19 protein-coding genes and 1 pseudogene are annotated in these 18,856 nt (G+C 61.4%); 11 read left to right on the top strand and 9 right to left on the bottom strand.

Translation table 11 applies throughout. The features are described from left to right. Positions 1-95: 95 nt before the first annotated feature. Positions 96-1,082, top strand: a complete 987-nt coding sequence (locus V1289_RS23815; RefSeq protein ID WP_334399308.1) for a formylglycine-generating enzyme family protein — start codon at positions 96-98, stop codon at positions 1,080-1,082. Further along, positions 1,079-2,794 carry an arylsulfatase gene (locus V1289_RS23810; protein ID WP_442896065.1) on the top strand — a complete coding sequence of 572 codons (1,716 nt, stop codon included), beginning with the start codon at positions 1,079-1,081 and terminating at the stop codon, positions 2,792-2,794. Before V1289_RS23815 ends, V1289_RS23810 begins: the two co-directional genes overlap by 4 nt. Positions 2,795-3,034: 240 nt before the next feature. On the opposite strand, the gene V1289_RS23805 is transcribed toward V1289_RS23810, so the two are convergent. Continuing rightward, on the bottom strand, positions 3,035-4,048 hold the full coding sequence (locus tag V1289_RS23805; protein ID WP_334407630.1) for a SphA family protein: 1,014 nt from the start codon (positions 4,046-4,048) through the stop codon (positions 3,035-3,037). A 345-nt stretch (positions 4,049-4,393) separates the two neighbouring features. Here V1289_RS23805 and V1289_RS23800 point away from each other — a divergent pair, with 345 nt between their 5' ends. Beyond that, positions 4,394-5,095: a tetratricopeptide repeat protein gene (locus V1289_RS23800; RefSeq protein WP_334399306.1), complete on the top strand. Its 702-nt coding sequence runs from the start codon at positions 4,394-4,396 to the stop codon at positions 5,093-5,095. 689 nt (positions 5,096-5,784) lie between these two features. On the opposite strand, the gene V1289_RS23795 is transcribed toward V1289_RS23800, so the two are convergent. Continuing rightward, a complete protein-coding gene (locus tag V1289_RS23795) occupies positions 5,785-6,738 on the bottom strand; it encodes an AraC family transcriptional regulator (RefSeq protein ID WP_334399305.1) in 954 nt (317 codons plus the stop codon). Between the two features lie 191 nt (positions 6,739-6,929). Here V1289_RS23795 and V1289_RS23790 point away from each other — a divergent pair, with 191 nt between their 5' ends. The 4 genes from V1289_RS23790 to V1289_RS23775 all read left to right on the top strand — a co-directional run bounded on the left by V1289_RS23790 (position 6,930) and on the right by V1289_RS23775 (position 8,999). After that, positions 6,930-7,538 (top strand): hypothetical protein, encoded by a 609-nt coding sequence (locus tag V1289_RS23790; protein WP_334399304.1) that lies wholly within the window; start codon positions 6,930-6,932, stop codon positions 7,536-7,538. 89 nt (positions 7,539-7,627) lie between these two features. Beyond that, positions 7,628-8,587 carry an N-acetylmuramoyl-L-alanine amidase gene (locus V1289_RS23785; protein WP_334399303.1) on the top strand — a complete coding sequence of 320 codons (960 nt, stop codon included), beginning with the start codon at positions 7,628-7,630 and terminating at the stop codon, positions 8,585-8,587. Then, positions 8,584-8,769 carry a hypothetical protein gene (locus tag V1289_RS23780; RefSeq protein WP_334399301.1) on the top strand — a complete coding sequence of 62 codons (186 nt, stop codon included), beginning with the start codon at positions 8,584-8,586 and terminating at the stop codon, positions 8,767-8,769. The genes V1289_RS23785 and V1289_RS23780 overlap by 4 nt, the downstream gene beginning before the upstream one ends. Next, positions 8,766-8,999, top strand: coding sequence for a hypothetical protein (locus tag V1289_RS23775; RefSeq protein WP_334399300.1), 234 nt, complete (start codon positions 8,766-8,768; stop codon positions 8,997-8,999). The genes V1289_RS23780 and V1289_RS23775 overlap by 4 nt, the downstream gene beginning before the upstream one ends. A gap of 135 nt (positions 9,000-9,134) precedes the next feature. Here the strand turns inward: V1289_RS23775 and V1289_RS23770 are convergent, their stop codons facing one another. After that, positions 9,135-9,464, bottom strand: a complete 330-nt coding sequence (locus V1289_RS23770; protein WP_334399299.1) for a DUF3489 domain-containing protein — start codon at positions 9,462-9,464, stop codon at positions 9,135-9,137. Positions 9,465-9,560: 96 nt separating this feature from the next. Continuing rightward, on the bottom strand, positions 9,561-9,824 hold the full coding sequence (locus V1289_RS23765; RefSeq protein ID WP_334399298.1) for a hypothetical protein: 264 nt from the start codon (positions 9,822-9,824) through the stop codon (positions 9,561-9,563). Positions 9,825-10,079: 255 nt separating this feature from the next. Here V1289_RS23765 and V1289_RS23760 point away from each other — a divergent pair, with 255 nt between their 5' ends. The 3 genes and pseudogenes from V1289_RS23760 to V1289_RS23750 all read left to right on the top strand — a co-directional run. Further along, positions 10,080-11,372, top strand: coding sequence for a site-specific DNA-methyltransferase (locus V1289_RS23760; RefSeq protein WP_334399297.1), 1,293 nt, complete (start codon positions 10,080-10,082; stop codon positions 11,370-11,372). Next, entirely contained in the window at positions 11,369-11,863 is a 495-nt protein-coding gene (locus V1289_RS23755; RefSeq protein ID WP_334399295.1) for a phage terminase small subunit P27 family, read from the top strand. The genes V1289_RS23760 and V1289_RS23755 overlap by 4 nt, the downstream gene beginning before the upstream one ends. Beyond that, positions 11,841-13,040, top strand: a pseudogene (locus V1289_RS23750) (terminase large subunit domain-containing protein); the annotation flags it as partial. The gene V1289_RS23755 and the pseudogene V1289_RS23750, both read left to right, overlap by 23 nt. A 25-nt stretch (positions 13,041-13,065) precedes the next feature. Here the strand turns inward: V1289_RS23750 and V1289_RS23745 are convergent. From V1289_RS23745 to V1289_RS23725, 5 genes are read right to left on the bottom strand one after another with little or no spacing between them, the layout of a single operon-like run. Further along, on the bottom strand, positions 13,066-13,815 hold the full coding sequence (locus V1289_RS23745; protein WP_334399293.1) for a YmfQ family protein: 750 nt from the start codon (positions 13,813-13,815) through the stop codon (positions 13,066-13,068). After that, positions 13,808-14,926: a baseplate J/gp47 family protein gene (locus V1289_RS23740; protein ID WP_334399292.1), complete on the bottom strand. Its 1,119-nt coding sequence runs from the start codon at positions 14,924-14,926 to the stop codon at positions 13,808-13,810. Before V1289_RS23740 ends, V1289_RS23745 begins: the two co-directional genes overlap by 8 nt. After that, entirely contained in the window at positions 14,927-15,442 is a 516-nt protein-coding gene (locus V1289_RS23735; protein ID WP_334399291.1) for a phage GP46 family protein, read from the bottom strand. Between the two features lie 4 nt (positions 15,443-15,446). Beyond that, complete coding sequence (locus tag V1289_RS23730) at positions 15,447-16,256, bottom strand: phage baseplate assembly protein domain-containing protein (RefSeq protein WP_334399289.1); 810 nt, start codon at positions 16,254-16,256, stop codon at positions 15,447-15,449. A gap of 5 nt (positions 16,257-16,261) precedes the next feature. Next, positions 16,262-17,338: a phage baseplate assembly protein gene (locus tag V1289_RS23725; RefSeq protein WP_334399287.1), complete on the bottom strand. Its 1,077-nt coding sequence runs from the start codon at positions 17,336-17,338 to the stop codon at positions 16,262-16,264. Between the two features lie 422 nt (positions 17,339-17,760). Here V1289_RS23725 and V1289_RS23720 point away from each other — a divergent pair, with 422 nt between their 5' ends. Further along, complete coding sequence (locus V1289_RS23720) at positions 17,761-18,723, top strand: alpha/beta fold hydrolase (protein WP_334399285.1); 963 nt, start codon at positions 17,761-17,763, stop codon at positions 18,721-18,723. The last annotated feature ends 133 nt before the right edge of the window (positions 18,724-18,856 follow it).

Below are 18,856 nucleotides of genomic sequence, written 5' to 3'. Positions count from 1 at the left end.
CCACTACCGAAAAAGTATATCGAGCGAAACAGCTCTTCGGGCAGTGTCACGAATGAAGCAACGTTCGCCGCTGATGTACGGGCCCGGAGATCGTCATGAATCTGGCTGATACGTCGTCTGACTCAGGACAATCGTTCGAGCATCCAGCAGGTGAGGGGATGCTGTATGTGCCGGGCGGCACGTTTCGCATGGGTTCGGATCGGCATTATCCGGAGGAAGCGCCGGTCCATCGCGTCATCGTGGACGGATTCTGGATGGATCGCACGCCGGTCACCAACCGCCAATTCCGCAAATTTGTGAACGCGACTGGCTACCTCACTTTCGCTGAAATTACACCTGATGCGAAGGACTATCCGGGCGCTCTGCCGCACATGCTCAAGGCCGGCTCGCTGGTCTTCACGCCGCCCAGGCGAGCTGTAGACCTGCGCAACTGGGGGCAATGGTGGACGTTCAAATTCGGCGCCAACTGGCGCCGTCCCTATGGTCCGCGCAGCAACATCAGCGGGCTCGACGACCACCCGGTCGTCCACGTCGCCTACCGGGACGTCGAAGCCTATGCCAAATGGGCCGGCAAGGAATTGCCGACCGAGGCCGAATGGGAATTCGCCGCACGCGGCGGACTGGACGGCGCGGAATTCGCCTGGGGTGACGAGCAATTTCCCGGCGGCAGGCATATGGCGAACACCTGGCAGGGTAATTTCCCGCACCAGAATCTCGCGGCTGATGGCTTCGAACGCACCTCGCCCGTCACCGCATTCCCGGCCAACGGTTACGGCCTGCACGACATGATCGGCAATGTCTGGGAATGGACGGCCGATTGGTATTCGCAGAAGCACGAAGCCGACGCCCCGAAAGCCTGCTGCATCCCGCAAAATCCTCGTGGCGGGCCCGAGGGCGCGAGCTACGACTCTTGTCAGCCGAACCTCAGGATTCCACGCAAGGTGCTTAAAGGCGGCTCGCATCTTTGCGCTCCCAACTACTGCCGCCGCTATCGTCCGGCCGCGCGTCATGCGGAGCCGATCGACACCTCAGCAAGCCATGTCGGCTTCAGGTGCATCACCAGGAAGAGGATCACGTCATGAGTAACGATAGGATTCCGGAAAAGCCTGAGATGAGCACGGGACCAATCGGCGGAGGATTGAAACGCCGCGATCTCTTGTTGAGTGGCAGTTCTCTCGTCGCCGCTTCCGCGCTCTCGGCCGTCGGATTGACGAGCCCCGCACAAGCGCAGCAACCTGCAGCAACGCCGGCGCCTACGCCGCCCGGTCAGCGGCCCAACATCGTCGTCATCATGGGTGACGACATCGGCATCTGGAATATCGGGGCTTACCATCGTGGCATGATGGCCGGCCGGACGCCCAACCTCGACAAGCTCGCCGCCGAAGGCATGCTGTTCACCGATTACTACGCTGAGGCGAGTTGCACGGCGGGTCGCGCCAACTTCATCACCGGCGAGCTGCCGATCCGCACTGGTATGACCACTGTCGGCCAGGCCGGTGCCCCCACAGGCATACCCGCGCAGGCCGTAACCATCGCTACCGCACTGAATGGAATGGGCTACGCCACTGGTCAGTTCGGCAAGAACCACCTTGGCGACAAAAACGAGTTTCTGCCGACGGTGCACGGCTTCGACGAGTTCTTCGGCTACCTGTATCACCTCGATGCGATGGAAGATCCGGCGCATCCCGCCTATCCTCAGGAGTTGCTGAACACCGTCGGTCCGCGCAACATGGTTCATTCGTATGCGACCAATGTCGACGACGCCACCGTGGATCCACGCTGGGGCAAGGTCGGCAAGCAGAGGATCGAGGACGCGGGCACGCTCTATCCCAAGCGGATGGAAACCGTGGACGACGAAATCCGCGACTTCGCCTTGAAGTTCATCGAGAAGGCCAAGGCCGACAACAAGCCGTTCTTCCTGTGGCTCAATCCGACCCGCATGCACATCGTCACGCATCTGTCGCCCAAATACGAGGCGCTACGCAACTCCAAGAACGGCTGGAGCATCCATGAAGCCGGCATGGCGCAGCTCGACGATGACGTCGGTATCGTGATGCAGAAGTTGAAGGACATGGGTGTCGACGACAACACCATCGTCGTCTTCACCACCGACAACGGCACCGAGGTCTTCACCTGGCCTGACGGCGGACAGACGCCATTCGCGCAGAGCAAGGGCACCGTCTTCGAAGGCGGCTTCCGTGCGCCGGCGATGATCCGCTGGCCGGGCAAGGTGCCGGCGGGCAAGGTGGAGAACGGCATCATCTCCGGGTTGGACTGGTTTCCGACCTTCCTTGCGGCGGCCGGGAACCCGAACATTGTCGAGGAGCTAAAGAAGGGCAAGCAGATCGGCGACACGACCTACAAATGTCATCTGGACGGCTACAACCAGATGGACATGATCACCGGCAAGGGACCGTCGAATCGGCACGAAATCTGGTACTTCGGCGAAAGCGAGCTTGGTGCCGTGCGCATTGACGACTACAAGTATCGTTTCATCGACCAGCCTGGAGGCTGGCTGGGTGAAAAAACCAAGCCTGACGTGCCTTACCTGATTAACCTTCGCCTCGATCCCTTCGAGCGCACGGGCTGGCCAGATAGCGGGACCAAATACGGCGCGCAACAATACTTCGACTGGTTCAAATACGAGTTCTGGCGTTTTGTGTTTGTTCAGCAGCAGGTGGAAAAGCTGGCGATGACGGCGATCGAGTTTCCGCCAATGCAAAGGGGCGCCAGTTTCAATCTCGATGCTGTCAAAGCGAAGATCGAGGCAGCGAGGGCGGCAATGGCCAAGTAGGCACGCTGAAGTACGGACGGGCGCCCCCAAGCCGTGGGGGCGCCCGTCAAGCATTATGTAGCAATTGGGCGACGACCAAAACAAAAAAGCTCGCACTTCCCCCGTTGGCACGTTTGAGACATGCCGACCGCCACGATCAATGTCCGCTTCCGGTGGAAGTCCGGAAAACATCTGCGCTGGTTGAGTATTTCGCGTTTTGACCCAGAGCGGAAGTCGAGCTTGCGACGGTTCGCTCCGCTTCTACTTCGTAATCATCCGCCTCGGCGCTGGCGGAGGCGCCGCCGCGGGCGAGATTGCAAATGTCAGCCAGGTGTTCCAGCCTTTGGGCCGATCCGAGGCGCCAAATTCTGCGTAGCCCTTGAGATTGATGTAACCTTGAAGGGTCTCGCTAAGGGGAAAGACGTAGCCAAACTGCGGCCCGATGCCGAACACCTGCGATTGGAAGCAACCGACGCGATCGCCTGAGCCGCTGTCGCAGCCGATGTCTTTGTAGGCATACCCTACCAGACCCACCTGAACCTGCTTGGTCAGGAATTGCGATGCGCCCCAATCGAAGTGCAGGTCGACGCCATTCTGATACTGTGTTGCAGTATTTTTGAAATTATAGGTAAACCCAAGCACACCTGAGAACTCATGGCCGGTCGCCGGATTAAAATAAGTGTAGCCACCGCCTGCGTCGATCGCACCGTGCCCGATACCTAAATTCGACAAGCGGTTGGATTGGTAGGCTCCAACAGGTATGTCGCCGGTGATGTAGGTCATGTAGTTGTGAACGCCGGCATTCCAGCGCAAAGCGAATTGCGGGACCAGATCGCCAAAACCCCACGTCGTATCGTTGATGCTCTCGGAACGCATGAACGGGATGCTACCGCCGCCCGGTCCTGTTAGGCTCCCCGCCAATTGGCCTGCCAGAGTGGTGCTTACGACACCGTAGGCACTCACAAGGGAAACCGACGCCTGGCCTCCGAGCACCGGCGTTGCGAACACATAGGTCGGAATGACAAATCCAAGATCTCCGGTGGCGTTGACGCTCAAATTCAGATTTGCGTTTACTGTAACGTTGCCCGGAACCCTGCCGAGCGTGAATTCACGTGCACGCGCGACGTCGGCGCCAGCCGATACGGAGGTATGGTAGTAGATCGTCGCCAGCGACCAACCCGGCTGCTCCGGCGTGGCTGCCAAACTTCCGAAGAAACCGGGGACCCAGAAGCTGACGCCGCCTTCATCGGCCAACGCACTATGGGAAAAAAACATGATCGCGGGTGCCAAGACGATTGCAGCAACGCCAAGTCTAAGTCGATGTGCTGAGATAGGGCGCCCGCTTTTCGCCGCGGTCAGTGCAATGCTCGCTGTCATATTGTGCCCCGTAGCTGGAGTATTGGGCCGTAGGTGCGTCGCCTTCCAATAAGCTTCTGCGTGCAAGAAATCTTACGCCTGGAGAGGGCGGGACTCACTATGCGAATTCAGCCAGGATTGAATTTGCCAGAAAAATGATGAATACTGCGACCAAAGAGCCACAGGCGCTATAGCAGGCATATCGCTGGGGGATGATCTTTCCCGCTGCGGGTTCCGTTGTCATAGTGGCTAATGAGAGCGAAGTTGCCGAAGCACACGCTCACGGCCATCGTTCTAGTGCTGTCCTTTGCTGCGCCCGTGGCCGCTGGCCCGTTCGAGGATGCGGTCGAGGCGCATAGCGGAGGCGACTACCAAAAGGCCCTGCGGCTTATTCGTCCACTGGCCAATGATGGCGACGCCGTTGCCCAGTTCAATCTCGGGTTAATGTATGCGACTGGCCAGGGCGTGCAGCAGGACAATGCTGCCGCAGCATTATGGTTTCGGAAAGCTGCAGAGCAAGGCTACGCCCTCGCCCAATCAAATCTCGGGACCCTGTATCTCTACGGCCGAGGCGTGACGCAGGACGATAGCGAGGCAGTAGCGTGGTTTCGGAAGGCTGCAGACCAAGGCGACGCCATCGCCAGGTTTCTACTCGGGAACCAATACGCAAACGGCAAGGGCGTACCGCTGGACTATAGTGAGGCGATGATCTGGTTTCAGAGGGCTGCCGAGCAAGGTCACCCCGTCGCCAAGCTCTATCTCGGTGTCATGTACGCCGAAGGGCGAGGCGTGCTGCAGGACTATATCCGTGCCCACATGTGGTTCAGTCTGGCGGCGGCGCAGGGTGAGCAAAGAGCGGTCAAGACTCTAGAGATGGCCGAACGGAGGATGACCCTAGCTCAGATAAACGAAGCGCAGAAGCTCGCACGCGACTGGAAGCCAGCTACGCAGCCAACTCCTCACTAAAGAAGTGTGCTCTCCGGCCCGTCCCCCAACTGTGCAACCGGACAACGCCGCGCGGTCCGCTCCGCTTGGAACCGCGGTGCACTGTCGACCACATCGGCTAACAAAGGTTTTATTGGTGATGGTGCGGTTGTCTCTTATCTAAATAACAAAGGAGACAACTATGAAACTTATGGCAATGGCACTAGCCACTGCGTTCGCCCTCTCCATCACCTGCGCATTTGCCCACACGGTTCGTCACGGGTCGAACGTCCGGACCCATCCCATGTATAGCGATGCCGCGCCGTCAGTCGTCTTGCATCCAAAATATGGCAATCCGAACGGCAATTTCAGCGGGTACGGGATCCGCGATGTATGGGGTCACTGGGGCGCCTACTATGGGCCCATGATCCCCACAGGCGCCGGCGGTCGGTGAAAGCGGCTAATGCGGGCGAGGCCGTAGCCACCGCCGAGCGCACCTACACCACGAAGCACGGCACGACCGCGAAGAAACGCTCGTCGCCACGGCCGACAAGGTGATCGAACGAGTGCGTTCATTTCCGTTGATGGCACTTAGCGTCATTTCGCTGCTGTGCAGCAATTCGGTCGCTTTCGGTGCAAAGCGGACAACAGCTGAGTCGCGCTTGCAGAACGCGGTTTATGAACACGCGGCCCTAGCTGTTGGTGATGACGAGCCACAAAACCAAAGGCCACTAGTTGGCCTGCACCGCCCGGGCGCGGCGTATGGTGGTGGATGGCAGCTCACCGAACAGCCTGCGGTATTCTTGCGCGAACCTGCCCAGCTCGACAAAACCATGCGCAACGGCAACATCCCTGATCATCAGTGGCCCGCCCTGCAGCAGGACCGAATGCACATCACCGAGACGTTTCTGGCGCAGAAAGGTGATCGGCGGCATGCCGAGAACTTCATGGAATGCGCGATGCAGCCTGCGCCACCCAACATTGAATCGCTCGCACAGCTCGGAGATGTGGATCGGTCGGTTGCCAGCATCGACAAGGAAGCGATCAACCTCGGCCACCAGCATTACTGCTGATCTCGGCTCTTTGCCTTGGTAGCGCGACGCATCGCGTATCGGCTCAGTCAACAGCTCCAGAATGTTGCGCTTGTAAAAATCAGCAGCATCATCCGGCATCGTTGGTCCGCGCTCCACGAGCGTGTCCATCAACGTCGAAAGCGCCTTGATGTTGGCAGCTGCAGCAGCCGGGTCGGCTGCCAGCACGGCAGTCGGCCGCTCCATCGCTTCCCGCGCGCCAGGCTGCGTGGCGAGATAGGCCTGCAGCTCCTGCGGCTCGATGAACGCCGCAAGATATCGGGTCCTGCCCTGAAGGCTCGTATAGCGATCATGGCCGGGAGCGATGAGCGCCACATCGCCAGCTGCCAGCGGATGTTGTAAGGCCGAGGCTGGGCCAGCGGTCTCCAGCACCATGCCGAAGGTCCAGCGATTCCCGCTTGCGACACCGCGCGAGCGGATGCCGGTCGAGAATGAGCCGGTCGAGATGCCGAAGGTCGAGCCGACTGACAGATGCGCCAGCGTGCCCGTCATCCTGCCGCGACCGATCTGCACGATCTCTGAGCGGGCGTTCTGCAGGATTTCGTGCAGCGCCTCGAAGTCGTTGAATGTTCTCTGCTGGAGGGAAACGGGCATGTCCCTTTGCCCCTTTACCAGAGCGAGCGTGGAGCAAGAAGAACAGCGGCAAAGCGAGTTAATTCCGTTGATTCACGTCAATCAACCGAAAAAGGATAAAGTTGCATCGAACGCTCTGATTGTGAAATTCTCTGCTGTCACAAACCGCATACCGCCGTCCCAAACTGCATAGTGCGACGCGAGGAACAAGGATGGTGCTGAAGCTGCCCCGAGCTGCCGAGCGGGAATATCTGGTGGTCTACGGCATCGTCGCGGTCTACGTCGCGGCGCTGCCTGCAGGCCCTGCGCTGGTCGGGATATCCCGCGATCTGCTGCACAGCCTGCAATCCTTGCGCCGCAGATGGCCTGCATTGCAGATCACCGCTGCATTCTGGGTGAAGGATAAAACCGAAGCCCGGCTGATCTGCCGCGAGGTCAATTCCAGCCTTGCGCATGGTCAGCAAGGCCTCCTGGTAGCCAACGCCAAGACCGCGCAGCGCAAGGTCGAGAACGTCGCTGCGCACATGGGCATCGCCCTGACCGAGCATGACACGGTGCTGCTGCGTGCGCGTTCGGCGGTCGCCTTCATCGAGGAGCGGATCGCGCAGGCGCAAGCCGCTGGCGAGCTGTCATGGTTCAATTCGGCCTATCGCGCGTGGCGGCTCGAAGCCAAGCAGCAAGGTCGCGGCATGTCCTATGCCGAGGCCCGAGCCCGCCTGCGGCAAAATATTTTTCGGCAAATTCTCACCAACGAAACCCAGATCAATCCAAAACGGATCTTCCCCCCACTGCAGGGAATTGATTTTTCAGTTTCCGGGTGATCTCTTCACGCGCGCAGGTGCGGCTCGGAATCTGCGCCCTGCTTAACCGGCTTCAGTGAACGAGGCCGGTTTTTTCATGGGTCAACGCCATGCGCTATGATCGCATCGTCATCTCGTCAGGTCACGGCAAATACGTGCGCGGCGCGAGCGGCGTGCTCGATGAAGTCGAGGAAGCGCGCCGCGTGGTCGAGCATGTTGCGGATGAGCTGCGCGCCAGAGATGTCGCGATCGTGACGTACCACGATGATGTCAGCACCAGCCAGAACGAGAACCTGAACCGCATTGTTGACTTCCACAATTCGCGGCAGCGCGATCTCGATGTCAGCGTCCACTTCAACGCCTATGTCGAAACAACCAAGCCGATGGGCACCGAGGTGCTGTACATCACGCAGCCCGATCTCGCCGCCCAGGTATCTGCCGCGATCTCGTGGTGCGGATTCCTCAATCGCGGCGCGAAAAAGCAAACCGATCTTTTTTTCCTGAACAACACCGAGATGCCTGCGATCCTGATCGAGACCTGCTTTGTCGATAGCACAGCGGATGCAGCGGTCTATCAGCAGCAGTTCCACGCGATCTGCGCAGCCATCGCTGACTTGCTCGGCGGTGGCGAGATCGAGGCCGCGCCGCCGAGCACTCCGGTCGATCTCGCTGGCAAGGTCTCCAGCTTCGGCGGCCCCACTGATGAAGGCGTTGCGCCCGATGAAGGGCTGGCGTTCATCAGCGACATCGATCAGGCACCGCAGCTGTTCCTGCCATCTCAGCCCAAAGGCACAAGCGGGCTTGCGCGGCGGTTGAATCCCCACGTGCATTACGTCGCCTGCCGATGGGACTATGCGCAAACGCCGCAGGCCTTGCTCCTGGACGAGCAGGCGCTGGTGCGCGCCGTGCGCAGCGGCATCGCGATGAAAGCCTTTCCTGCCGACTGGGGACCGCACGAGAGCACGGGCCGCATCGCCGATATCAGCCCCGGCTTGATGGATGATCTCGGCATCAAGACCGACGACGAGGTGCAGATCATTTTCCCGTATCGAGAGGACGGCCAGACGTGACCACAAAAGAGCTGGCGCAACAGGTGATCGAGAACCTGCGCGGCACGCCGTTCGTGCTTGCGCTGCTGGTGATTAACATCATCGTGCTCGCTGGCTTCGCCTTCACGCTGCACGAGGTCGGCAACGCCATCGAGCGCAGGGACGGCCTGATCAAAGCGTGCATCGAGAGGAGTCGGCCATGAGCATCCTGATCAGCTTTCTGAACCTGCTGCTCTATCTCGCGATCATCATCTTCGTTGCCTACTGCATCGTCTGGCTGATCCGGGGATTCATGGGCTGGAGCATCGACGCCAACGTCTACAAGTTCGGCCAAATCATCGTCGGCCTGCTCTGCCTCATCGCCATCGTGGCGTGGCTCTCTGGCGTGCTGGGCCTCGGCGGTGGCCTGCCGCACTTTTGGAGCTACCGATAGGACATCGCAGTTTGACGAGCTGCCGCCAGCAGCGCCGCCGCCGCCATCGATCTGCAAGGGATGTTGATCGGCGCGCGAAGAACAAAAAAAGCGGCCCCGAAGGGCCGCTTGGTTAGGTCAGTCTTGGGATCGGGCTTATGCCCCGAGCCGGTAGCTGGTAACGCCGTCAACGCGCGAATGCTCGACGTTCTCGATCCGGCTGATCGCGGCGCGCAGCGTGTGCGGGAGCCAGCCCAGCGCCTTGCAGAGATCGGTATTGGTCGAGCCCTTGCCGGAAAGCATTTCCAGCAGCTGGGCCTTCTTGGTGCCTTCGCGCGGTACGCCCGCCTTGGCAGCGGTCTTGCCCTTCGCCGCCTTGGCAGCCTTGGCGGGCTTCTTGGCGGCCTTGGTAGCGCGGCCCTTAGTGGCCTTGCCCTTGGCGGCAGCGGTGCGCTTAGCAGCGGTCTTCTTCGACTTGGTAGCCATTGTGAAGTCTCCTGTTTGTGCGAGCGCGCCATCGCGCCCCGCACTGCCCCGAGCCCGGAAGCCGAAGCACCGGGCTGGAGTCGCAGGGAATGTTTGTTAGCCGATCACCTTCTTGATCTGGCTGGTGCGCTCGCGAGCGGCGCGCTCCATATCGATCCGAAGGCCCGTCAGCGGCTGCACGAAATAGCCGTTGGTCTTGATCTGCTCGACACCGGCTTGCCCGAACACTTCGAGCAGCTCGCTTTCCATGTAGCGGTGAATTTCGGTGCTGCCCTTGTTGGGCGTCAGCATCATGTAGCGAATTGACATCGTGAACCCGTAGTTGCGGCGCGGCGGAATTGCCCCTGCCGTTGCCGACACACATCGCTCCCGTGGCCGGGAACAGCCAGTCGATTCAGAGCCATGAAGTTGCGAAGAGCAGCGCTTCACAGCGATGCTGTTGCTCACGCAGGTAGACGATTATTCCCTTTTTGCGCAGGCCATCGGAACCTGACACAGGCCCTTGGCATGATATTCTACAACACGATCAATAGGTTGCCGCCCATTCGGGCTTCGATCTATGCGTCTGCATAGGAACCTTCGGAATATCAGAAACGCCCAGGCGAACGCCGCCCGGTGGCCGCCTTGGCCCCTAACGCGCGCAACGCGAGAACCCATTCGGAGGCCCAAATCGGCCAGATCGCGGCCTCGATCCGCGAATGGGGCTGGACCGTTCCGGTGCTGGTCGATGAGGCCGGGTTGATCATCGCTGGGCATGGGAGAGTGCTGGCTGCGCAGCGGATCGGCCTAGTTGAGGTCCCGGTGATGATCGCTCGCGGCTGGAGCGACGAACAGAAGCGCGCCTATCTGATCGCCGATAACAAGCTGACCGAAAACGGCGGCTGGGATTCCGCGCTGCTGCGCGTCGAGTTGAAGGAGCTGAGCGCGATGGGCTTCGACGCGCTGCTGACCGGCTTCGATGCGCGCGAGATCAAGGCGATGGGGAATCCGGGCCACACCGATCCCGACGACCTGCCCGAGCCGCCCGATCCCGACAACGCGATCACGCAAACCGGCGACGTGTGGGTTTGCGGCGACCATCGCATCGTCTGCGGCGATGCCACCGATCCGGCAACGGTTGCGCTCGCGCTCGACGGCGGCACGCCGCTGCTGATGGTGACCGATCCACCCTATGGCGTCGATTACGATCCCGACTGGCGCAATCGCGTGCATCGCAAGAACGGCACGCTGGTTGGCGGGCTCGCGGTCGGCAAGGTCGAGAACGACGACAAGAGCGACTGGCGTGCCGCCTGGACGCTGTTCCCCGGCGACGTTGCCTACGTGTGGAATGCGGGGCTGTTTTCGCCATCGGTCTACGAGAGCCTGCTGGCGGTGAACTTCGACATCCGCGCGCAGATCATCTGGGCGAAGTCGAACTTCGCCATCGGGCGCGGCGATTATCACTGGCAGCACGAGTGCTGCTGGTACGCGGTGCGCAAGGGCAAGCGCGGGCGCTACAATGGCGACCGCACGCAATCGACGCTGTGGGAGATCGCCAAGTCGCAGCGGCTGGAGACCGGGCACTCGGCGCAGAAGCCGCTCGAATGCATGAAGCGGCCCATCGAAAACAATTCGCTCGCGGGCGAGCTGGTCTACGACCCGTTCGTCGGCTCGGGCACCACGATCATTGCCGCCGAAACCACTGGGCGGCTGTGCCGCGCCATCGAGCTGTATCCGCCTTATGTCGATGTCGCGGTCGAGCGCTGGCAAAACTTCACCGGGCAAGCCGCCGTGCTGGAAAAGACCGGCATGGCATTCCCGCTGCGGGCGCAAGCCGCCGAGGCCGCGCTCGATCAGTTGCCGACCGTCAGCGTTGCCGAGGGCTTCGCGCCACGCCACGCCGAACACCTGAAAGGAAACTCGCAATGAAGGCCGGTCAGCGACCGATCCCGACGCAGCTGAAGCTGCTGCGCGGCAATCCGGGCAAGCAAAAGATCAACGGCGACGAACCGCAGCCCGAACTGACGGTCGATGTGCCCGATCCGCCTACCTTCGTCACCGGCTACGCCGCCGACGAGTGGTGGATCGTCGCCACCGAGCTGCACCGGCTCGGGCTCTTGAGCAAGATCGATATCCCGCTGCTCGCGGCCTATTGCTACTCCTACGGCCAGTGGCGCAAGGCCGCCGAGGCGCTCGCGAAGATGGAAGCGAACGACCCGATCATGAGCGGCCTGATCATCAAGACCAAATACGGGGACGCCGCGGTTAACCCGCTGTCGGCCATCGCGCGAAAGCACGCGGGCGACATGGTGCGGTTCGCCGCCGAGTTCGGTCTCAGCCCAGCCGGTCGGACCCGCATCAGCGTCGGCCCAGGCGGCGACAACTCGCAGAGCAAGTTTGCCGGACTCCTCGCCGGTTAGACGCACACCTGAAGGCAGGCGTCGGGCCACAGCCGTCATCAAGTTCATCGAACAGCTGACGATTCCGAGCGGCACAGGCGCAGGCAACCGATTCAAGCTGGAGGCGTTTCAGAAGCACTTCATCCGCGACATTTACGAGCCCTATATCGGCGACCGTCGCGTGGTGCGGCGCGCGATCCTGTCGATGGCGCGCAAGAACGGCAAGACCGCGCTGATCGCCGCCATCGTGCTGGCGCATCTGGTCGGCCCGGAGGCCGTGGTGCACGGCGAAATCTATTCCGCCGCCAACGACCGCGATCAGGCCGCCATCGTTTACAAGTTCGCCCGCCAGATGGTCGCGCTGGAGCCCGAGCTGCTCAGCGAAATCGAACTGGTGCCCTCGACCAAGACCATGATCGCGCGGCGCACCGGCTCGGTCTATCGCGCGATCAGCGCCGAGGCAGGCACCAAGCACGGCTATTTGCCGAGCCTCGTGATCTACGACGAACTGGCCCAGGCCAAGAACCGCGACCTGTACGATGTGCTGGATACCTCGTTCGGCGCGCGGCAGGAGCCGCTGTTCATCACGATCTCGACGCAGAGCAACGACCCCGACCACATCATGTCGAAGCTGATCGACGACGGAGTCAGCGGCGTCGATCCCGCCATCGTTTGCCATCTCTACGCCGCCGACGAGGATTGCGAGCTGGCCGACGAGACGCAATGGCACAAGTCGAATCCGGCGCTCGGCAAATTCCGCGACTACGAGGACCTTGCCACCGCGATCCGCAAGGCGATCAGGATGCCCGCCGAGGAGCCGAAGGTCCGCAACCTGTTTCTGAACCAGCGCGTTGCGCCGATTGCCTCGCTGATCTCGCGCGCCGAATGGATGGCCTGCGCGGGCGATGCGCCGCTGCAGGCTGGCGGCGAGGTCTATCTGGCGCTCGACCTTTCGAGCGTGGCCGATCTCACTGCGCTGCTGATCGGCTCGGTCGCCGATCCCTGCCGCATCGAGCCGCATTTCTGGAAGCCGCGCGATCACCTGACCGAGCACGCCAGCCGCGACTTCGGCTCGGGATCGCATCGCTACCGCGAATGGGCCGAGGCCGGTCACTTGAGGCTCAGCCCCGGCAAGAGCATCAACCCGGAAGCGGTTGCGCTGTTCATTGCCGAGATGACGCAGCGCTACAAGGTCAAGGGCATGGCCTACGACCGCTGGCGCATCAACGACATCCTGCGCGAGTTCGACCGCATCGGCCTGCAGGCCTATGAGGACAGAGAGGGCGACAAGGGCGGCGACGGCCTGCGGCTGGTGCCTTGCCGATGCGCAAGTGCGGATCGATGCCGCATTGACCCTTGGTGACGCGAAACCAGATCAGCGATGACTCGTGGACATGCACGGTCCAATAGAAGCGGTTGGTCTCGGGGCCGAGCCCGTAATAGGGATATTCCGACAGCTCGCCATTCGCGACCGGCTCGCCGTTGGTGTCCATGATCGGCACGCCCCATTCGTTGTACATGGGGTTTGATCCGTCGCCGTAGACGCGATTGTCGCCGCAGCGGTCGATGCCGACGACGAAGGTGCGATACTCGGTGATCGTGATCGAGTAGCCGAGCATGGCCGCGACCTCGATGAAGAACTCGCGGCTCTGCGCGCCCCGCATCGTCATCCGCATCACCAGCGCGAGCTGGCGCTGGCCTATGGTCTGCTGCGCGGTATAGCAGGGGTCGGGCAGGCCCCAGTTGCGTTCCCAGTCGTGCAGCAGCTCGACGGTGGTGCGCGGATCGCTTTCGGTCTCCAACAGATCGGCGGCGCGGCCATCGACAAAGCCCCAGTAGTCGCACAGGCCGTCGATACCGCGCGCCATCGTGCTGTCGGGCGCATGCCTCGGCCACGCCTGACCTTGCGGCAGCAGCGAAAGAAATGCGTCGGCGTAGTCCGAGCCGCTCCTGCGAATGTGCCGGTCACTCATAGAGAATCGTTTCCAGCACGGCCATGTGCCCAAGCGACGGCATCACGAAGTCGGTATTGGTGACCAGATTGAACGAGATCACGCTCGGCGCGTTCATGATCGCGAACGAGACCCACGCGGCATAGATCGTCTGTCCAGGCGCGGCCACCTGGAACAGCATGTCGCGGATGCTCTGCTCGATCTCGGCCTGCGCCTCGGCGGTGTCGGGCACCAGATTGGCGATGGTGATGTCCATGAACTGCTTGATCGGCGCGAGCACGTAGCAATCCTTGACGGTGACCGGCCGCATTTTTTCTATGTAGGCATCCACGGTGTTGATATCGGTCCCGGTCGGCCAGCCGTCGTCGCTCGCGCGCAGATCGTCCATCAGGAATCGCACGGTGATGGTGCCAGCGCCTTGCTCGGGCGCGGCCCATGCGCGCGTGACACCGGGGACCGCCAACGCCCATGTGACGTAGTCGGCTTGGCTGCCGCCCATCGCCGGGTTGCGGATGCGCTGCAGGATGCGGGCGCGCAGCTGGTCGTCGGTCTCGATGCCGGTGCCGCCATGCAGACCGAACGCGAACGCGGCCGAGCTAACGCCTGGCACGACGACCGGCATATCCATCTCGGTGCCGTCAGGCAGGTTGCCGAACGAGCCGGGATCGAGCGCGCGGATCGGCCCCTCGACCGTCGCGAACGCGGAGGTCGTGATGTCCTCCAGCGTTTCAAAGCCGACAAGCTGATTGATGGAGCCGGTGACGGAGGATGGCAGCGATACGCCGGTTTGAAGCTGTGTGTGCGCCGGGATCACGGTGCCGTCGATGGTCCCCTGAAATTGTCCAGTGCCGGTCGCCAGCGTCGCCATCTTGCGGCCAGTCGAGCCGTCGGCATTGGCCAGCCAGATATCGCCATGGCGATCCAGCCATTCGGTCTCGGCGGTATCGGGCAGGAGCTGCAGCGAGAGCCAGTCAACATACTGCAGCGTGAGATGGCAGAGCGCGCCCTGATTGTCCGACATCACGCGCAGCACGCTGTTCGGAATGTTGGCGTCGGCTCCAGGCAGCGATGCATTCACGGCATCGCGCACCAGCGTCCTGACATCTCGCAGTGTTGGCGTTGACCAAGGCATTTATGGCCCCATGCTGTCCCACAAAACTTGATATGCCAGCTCGACGGGCGGCAGCGGTCCGCGATAGAGCCGCACCAGTGCGTCGATGCGCTGCTTGTCCACGCGCCTGGTCCAGACCGCGAAGCTGGAGCAGACTTTGCGGTCAACGAACGGCTGGATCGCATCGCGGATGTAGTTCTCGACCAGCATCAGCGTCGCGCCATCGCGCGCCGATGCCGAATTGATCTTGGCGCGGCGCAACAGCCACAGCTTCGATCCGATGGGCCAGCCGTTCCAGATCAGCTCGGCGTCGAGATCGCCCCACCAGCCGCAGCGGTCGTTGCTGTCGGGATCGGGCAGATCGTCGTTCGGTCCAGCGAGTGCATTGGTGCCGAGCGCGACGCAGACCGCCGTCGCCAGCGCCTGCGTGTCATCGAGCGCGCCATTCGGCAGCAGCGACCAGTCGAGCGTGACGGAATATTTCGGGAAGAGATTGTTCTGGACCAGGCGGATGTCAGGGACGTTGACGGTCGCCATCGGCTCAGCCGATCTTGCCCAGCGTGTTGACGCACGGTCCCGAGAGCGTCGCCACAAAATCGAACGAGCCCTTGCCAGCCTCCGCGCCGAGATAGACGTTCTTGTCGGTGTTGCAGTGAACGTAAGTGTTACCGTCATCGAGCGCCATGTGCGAGGTCTTGCCCGAGATGCGGGTCTTGTCCTTGGTGATCTCCACGAACAGCGGCGACTTCTGGCCTTCCTTGTAGAGCGCTTCCTGCCCGCGCTTCTGACCGCCGCCCTGTTGGCCACTGCCCGACGAGCCGTTCGAGGTCGAGCCATCGCGCAGTGCGGGCGCTGCACCGCCCGAGCTGGCTGAGCCGCCGCCGCCTTGCTGCACCGTGGCGTTGCTCTCGCTGTCCTGCTGCACCAGATGCATGCGCAGCGTCTTGTCCTGCGGCGCGGTCCAGAATCCGCCATCCTGCGTCAGGTGGAATTGCTGCTTGTCGCCGCGACCGCGAAACATCGCGGTGTCGCCCTTCTCCAGCTTGTAGAGCCGATGGCGGCGATCATCCATGTTGCCGGTGACCGGCAGGGATCGGTTGCTGCCCATGAAGCCGACGAAGGTTTCGGCGCAGGCCTGAATTTTTCCGTCCTGTCCCCTCTCGGCGTCGAACACCACGCTGGTGAAGCCATAGTTCTGCGGCGCTTCGATCTCCTTGCGGGTCTCGTTCGCCATGAAGTTTCCGGCCATCGACTGCATCAGCGTGGTGTCATCGACCTGATCGACGCAGCTGCGTGCGCCGCCGCCGCAATAGCCGCGCATCGATGAATTGAGCGGAGTGGCACGATGCATGATCATCATCCCTTTGATGTTGGATCGAAGTTCGGACTGCCGTTGAGCAGACCGGGGACGACCAGATCGAGCAGGGTCTGCGTGCCGTTCTGATTGTCCTGCGTGAACGTCGCGGTGCGAATCTTCAGTTGCTGCTGCAGCATCGCCATCGGCGACTTGACGAAGACCTCATCGAGCGGCTTCCACAGCGCAGCGCCGCCGCGCAGCCAGCCTTGCACCGTGATGTTAGCTTGTACCTCGGTGCCGTCGGCCCATTTCGCCTCGGTGTTGGCGCGCTTCTGCGCATCCGCCTGCGTCCCCGGATACTCCGCTGGCGTGATCAGTTTGGTGTACGGCGTCGCCACCTTGCCATTGGCGGTCGCGGTTATCTCGCTGGCCGCTGGGCCAGAGGTCTGGTCGCTGCCATCCTGCTGCGCATGCACGTCGAGCTGCAGATAGGTCTGCGCGTGCGAGATGGTGCATTGGCAGCTCTTGACGTTGACGCCTTCGATCAGGTCGGCGGTCGATTGGTAACTGTGATCGCCGATCAGCAGGAAGTTGCCCTGCTCATCCGAGCCCATGATGACGCCGCGAAACCGCGCGATGCGCTCCAGGAAGTCCCAGATCAGCTCTCCCTTCTCGTTCTGCATGTGCTTGAACGGCGTCAGGTCGAGCTGGCCGATCACCTTCAGGCCGACGCCGTATGGCGCGATCACTTCCTGCGCGATCTGCTGAATGTGCTTGCCGTCGAAATTTCCCGTCTTGGTATCGACGCTTGATCGAGCGGGCGCTTGCGTGTCCGTTTTGCCGATCAGCATCACGCCATGCTGATGCGCGTCATAGGCGACCTGCCGCACCTCGATGATGCCGGTGACGGCGAGCTGCCCCGCCAGCGTGATCGTGCATCTGTCTCCCGGCTTGAACTGCAGCTTCTGCCACTGCGGGAAAGTGTTGGCGACGCGGAAGATCGGATCGCGCTCGGCGGCGGTGAAGCGGAAATATGCCGAGGGATCGTTCGCCCGCAGCTGCACCCAAACCGATTCCCAGTCATCGAACTTCTGGCCGTTGACCTCAAGAACGGCGATCTCTTCTGGCTTGGGCATGCATCATCACCATCGGTCGGCCATAGAGCACGCTGTTGCGTTCGCGGTATTCGTAATCTTCCATGGTCGGCTCCGGACATTTGCACTCGGCATAGTCGATGCCGCAGACCGGGCAGTTGCCATCCTCGTCGCAGTCAGCGGCGAAGATGACCTTGCGCCATCTAGGGCGTGTACTTCATAAATTCCAGCGAACCCGATGTCCGCTTCCAGGGGACAATCGGACATCGCAAAGCCCCGTTGAATCGGTCGAAAATGACCCGAAGCCGACCTTGCGCCGATGCTGCTGGAGGCGCGGTGCGGGCTCGAAAATAAATTCGTAGAGCATGTCGTTTTGGCGGTCCGCCGTTCGACTGGGTGTCGGGCGCAGCCACTTCGGTTGTGGTTGGAGCTCACAATGTGACTGGATCTTACGGAGGTTGGCAATGACGATCTCGCATCGATTTATCGAGACAAATGGCATTCGAATGCACCTGGCCGAAGCAGGGAGCGGCCCCACCGTGCTTCTCTGCCATGGCTTTCCGGAGTGCTGGTATTCGTGGCGGCACCAATTGGAAGCGCTCGCTGCCGCCGGATATCGCGCCATCGCGCCCGACATGCGTGGTTACGGGCAGACGGACAAACCTGATGCGATCGATCAATACACTCTATTGCATTTGACCGGAGACATGGTCGGATTGCTCGACGCGATCGGCACGGATCAAGCAGTCGTTGTCGGACATGATTGGGGAGCGCCGGTCGCTTGGCGCTGCGCTCTGTTCAGACCGGATCGATTTAGGGCCGTCGTTGGCTTGAGCGTGCCGTTTCCGGTGCGTGGTCCCAACCGACCAAGCACCGTCATGCCGAGGACCGAAAAGCAGCGCTTCTATCAACTGTATTTCCAGACGCCGGGCGTTGCCGAGGCAGAACTCGAAAAAGACGTCCACAACGCAATCAAGACGACATTGTTCGCCCTATCTGGCGATGCGCCGGTTGAAGATCCTGCGTCGCTCACGATGCTTCCTAGTGAGGGGGGGTGGCTTGATGGGAAGCCTACAACCCAATCATTGCCGACGTGGCTCACGGACAGTGACATCGAATTTTACGTTGAAGAGTTCAAGCGCACCGGCTTTGGAGGAGGTTTGAATTGGTATCGCAACATTGATCGCAATTGGGAGTTGCTCGCACCATGGTCCGGCGCAAAGGTTCAGGTCCCGGCACTCTATGTCGTTGGCGATCGAGACGGGGTTTACAGATCGCCGAGTTGGAGCCATCTCGTCCCTAGCCTGAAACAGTTCGTGCCCTTGCTTCGCGAGACAATAGTCTTGAAAGGTTGCGGTCATTGGACTCAGCAAGAGCGCGCCAAAGACGTAAGCAATGCGCTCCTGGAATTCCTGAAACAGTTATAGATCGCGAACGGGGAATTGCGTAGACGCGGAAAGCAACGCAATGTCGCGTTTTGGCACAACTCGGACATGCCGCAGTAGTCGACGCAGGTCCGTTGTTGAGGGAAGAGCGGACATCGATCATTCGCTGCTTGAG

It is taken from the genome of Bradyrhizobium sp. AZCC 2289, assembly GCF_036924615.1.
GTDB lineage: Bacteria > Pseudomonadota > Alphaproteobacteria > Rhizobiales > Xanthobacteraceae > Bradyrhizobium.
The sequence above is the reverse complement of the archived record's forward strand: the minus strand, read 5'-3'. Positions and strand labels throughout refer to the sequence as shown.

Bases quoted from the DNA above. Each gene is read 5' to 3' on its own strand.
- V1289_RS23815 (WP_334399308.1), top strand. From the start codon at position 96: ATGAATCTGGCTGATACGTCGTCTGACTCAGGACAATCGTTCGAGCAT.
- V1289_RS23810 (WP_442896065.1), top strand. From the start codon at position 1,079: ATGAGTAACGATAGGATTCCGGAAAAGCCTGAGATGAGCACGGGACCA.
- V1289_RS23805 (WP_334407630.1), bottom strand. From the start codon at position 4,048: ATGTTTTTTTCCCATAGTGCGTTGGCCGATGAAGGCGGCGTCAGCTTC.
- V1289_RS23795 (WP_334399305.1), bottom strand. From the start codon at position 6,738: ATGCCCGTTTCCCTCCAGCAGAGAACATTCAACGACTTCGAGGCGCTG.
- V1289_RS23790 (WP_334399304.1), top strand. From the start codon at position 6,930: ATGGTGCTGAAGCTGCCCCGAGCTGCCGAGCGGGAATATCTGGTGGTC.
- V1289_RS23785 (WP_334399303.1), top strand. From the start codon at position 7,628: ATGCGCTATGATCGCATCGTCATCTCGTCAGGTCACGGCAAATACGTG.
- V1289_RS23775 (WP_334399300.1), top strand. From the start codon at position 8,766: ATGAGCATCCTGATCAGCTTTCTGAACCTGCTGCTCTATCTCGCGATC.
- V1289_RS23770 (WP_334399299.1), bottom strand. From the start codon at position 9,464: ATGGCTACCAAGTCGAAGAAGACCGCTGCTAAGCGCACCGCTGCCGCC.
- V1289_RS23755 (WP_334399295.1), top strand. From the start codon at position 11,369: ATGAAGGCCGGTCAGCGACCGATCCCGACGCAGCTGAAGCTGCTGCGC.
- V1289_RS23745 (WP_334399293.1), bottom strand. From the start codon at position 13,815: ATGAGTGACCGGCACATTCGCAGGAGCGGCTCGGACTACGCCGACGCA.
- V1289_RS23740 (WP_334399292.1), bottom strand. From the start codon at position 14,926: ATGCCTTGGTCAACGCCAACACTGCGAGATGTCAGGACGCTGGTGCGC.
- V1289_RS23735 (WP_334399291.1), bottom strand. From the start codon at position 15,442: ATGGCGACCGTCAACGTCCCTGACATCCGCCTGGTCCAGAACAATCTC.
- V1289_RS23730 (WP_334399289.1), bottom strand. From the start codon at position 16,256: ATGCATCGTGCCACTCCGCTCAATTCATCGATGCGCGGCTATTGCGGC.
- V1289_RS23725 (WP_334399287.1), bottom strand. From the start codon at position 17,338: ATGCCCAAGCCAGAAGAGATCGCCGTTCTTGAGGTCAACGGCCAGAAG.
- V1289_RS23720 (WP_334399285.1), top strand. From the start codon at position 17,761: ATGACGATCTCGCATCGATTTATCGAGACAAATGGCATTCGAATGCAC.